Annotated in this window: 1 protein-coding gene; it reads right to left on the bottom strand. The window is 54.9% G+C overall.

Translation table 11 applies throughout. The features are described 5' to 3' along the window. Positions 1-82 precede the first annotated feature (82 nt). Positions 83-1,258, bottom strand: a complete 1,176-nt coding sequence (gene tuf / locus PFRI_RS03555; RefSeq protein ID WP_072629370.1) for an elongation factor Tu — start codon at positions 1,256-1,258, stop codon at positions 83-85. Between the last annotated feature and the right edge of the window lie 5 nt (positions 1,259-1,263).

Raw genomic sequence — 1,263 nt, 5'->3', positions numbered from 1 at the left:
CAAAAAACGGCACCCAGATTTTTCTGGATGCCGTTCTTAATGTCAAATGTAGGGTGCGTGATACCACGCACCTTACGCGAACTTACTCAGTGATTGCAGACACAACACCAGCGCCAACTGTACGACCGCCTTCGCGGATCGCGAAGCGCAGGCCTTGCTCCATCGCGATAGGCGCGATCAGCTCAACGTTGAACTTCAAGTTGTCGCCCGGCATCACCATTTCTGTGCCCGCTGGAAGCTCAACCGTGCCCGTGACGTCCGTTGTGCGGAAGTAGAACTGTGGGCGATAGTTGGCGAAGAACGGCGTGTGACGGCCACCCTCTTCCTTGGTCAGAATATAGGCTTCTGCTTCGAACTTTGTGTGTGGGTTCACGGACTTAGGCGCGCAAAGCACCTGGCCACGCTCAACCGCTTCACGGTCAACACCACGAAGAAGTGCACCAATGTTGTCGCCAGCTTCACCGCGATCAAGCAGCTTGCGGAACATTTCAACGCCTGTGCATGTTGTCTTCTGCGTGTCTTTGATGCCAACGATTTCGATCTCGTCACCAACATTGATCACACCGCGCTCAACACGACCGGTTACAACTGTACCACGGCCGGAAATCGAGAACACGTCCTCAACAGGCATCAAGAACGGCTGATCCACCGCGCGTGCTGGCGTCGGGATGTACTCGTCAACAGCTGTCATCAGCTTGGTGATGGAATCTTTGCCGATTGCATCGTCACGATCTTCAAGCGCCGCCAAAGCGGACCCCGGGATCACAGGGATATCGTCGCCAGGGTACTCATAAGAAGAGAGCAACTCGCGGATTTCCATTTCAACCAGTTCGAGCAACTCATCGTCGTCGACCTGATCAACTTTGTTCATGTAAACAACCATGTACGGGATGCCAACCTGACGACCAAGCAAGATGTGCTCGCGCGTTTGTGGCATTGGGCCGTCGGCTGCGTTCACAACCAAAATCGCGCCGTCCATCTGAGCGGCACCAGTGATCATGTTCTTGACGTAGTCCGCGTGACCCGGGCAATCAACGTGCGCGTAGTGACGGGACTCTGTCTCGTACTCAACGTGCGCTGTGGAGATCGTGATACCACGTGCGCGCTCTTCTGGAGCGGAGTCGATAGACGCGTAGTCCTGGAAATCACCGAATTGCTTCGTGATCGCAGCTGTCAGCGTCGTTTTACCGTGGTCAACGTGGCCAATCGTGCCGATGTTGACGTGCGGTTTATTGCGTTCAAACTTTTCCTTGCCCATGGTGG

The organism is Planktotalea frisia (assembly GCF_001890925.1).
Classification (GTDB): Bacteria; Pseudomonadota; Alphaproteobacteria; order Rhodobacterales; family Rhodobacteraceae; genus Planktotalea; species Planktotalea frisia.
Note: the sequence above shows the minus strand (reverse complement) of the source record. Positions and strands in the feature narration are given on the sequence as shown.